Here is a 777-nt window from a genome sequence, read left to right on the forward strand (position 1 = left end):
CTGTGTCGCGGTGTGCCCGGCTGACGCCTTCCACGAAGGTCCAAACTTCATGGTAATCAACCCAATAGAATGTATCGACTGTGGCTTGTGTGTTGACGAGTGTGCCGCAGCGGCAATCTTCCAAGAAGACGAGCTGCCTGAAGATCAAATCATCTACAAAGAGCTCAACGCCGAACTCGCAGAAATCTGGCCGGTACAAACTGAAGTGAAACCAGCGATGGATGAAGCGGAAAAATGGAATGGCGTGCCAAACAAGTTGGATATGTTAGAAAAATAACCGCATTCAAAACGAAAAAAGCGTAATGAACCTCAGCTTGAAATCGCCTAGGCCGTTACGCTTTTTTTGTATCTAAAATTCGTTGATACGATTAGCTGTGCTGACGACGCATGTTGTCCAAAATGATGCCCGTCGCCATTGCTACGTTTAAAGATTCTGCGCCACCGAAAGCAGGAATCGTGATCTTATCTGTCACGAACTTGGACGCTTCTTCTCGCACACCATGTGACTCGCTGCCCATCAACAAAATACCTTCTGCTGAAAAATCAGTTTTATGCACGCTCTCACCTTCAAGGAAAGCACCATACACTGGCAAGTTTGCTTCAGCTAAGTAGCTTGGCAAATCAACCAAACTCACTTGCACACGCCCAAAACTGCCCATTGTCGCGCTGATGGTTTTTGGGTTATACGGGTCTGCACAGTCAGTGCTCGCAATAATGTGCTTAATGCCATACCAGTCAGCTACACGGATAATCGTTCCTAGGTTACCAGGGTCTGAA

The 777-nt window shown here is 47.1% G+C and carries 2 protein-coding genes; one reads left to right on the forward strand and one right to left on the reverse strand.

The genetic code is table 11. The features are described 5' to 3' along the window. Positions 1-277, forward strand: a 277-nt coding sequence (locus R7Z47_RS24565) for a ferredoxin family protein (protein ID WP_318130724.1), incomplete at its 5' end; no start/stop codon positions are given. 91 nt (positions 278-368) lie between these two features. Here the strand turns inward: R7Z47_RS24565 and R7Z47_RS24570 are convergent. Beyond that, positions 369-777: RNA methyltransferase (locus tag R7Z47_RS24570; protein WP_318130725.1), on the reverse strand; the 409-nt coding region annotated here is incomplete at its 5' end.

The organism is Vibrio sp. 1641 (assembly GCF_033339995.1).
Taxonomy (GTDB): domain Bacteria; phylum Pseudomonadota; class Gammaproteobacteria; order Enterobacterales; family Vibrionaceae; genus Vibrio; species Vibrio alginolyticus.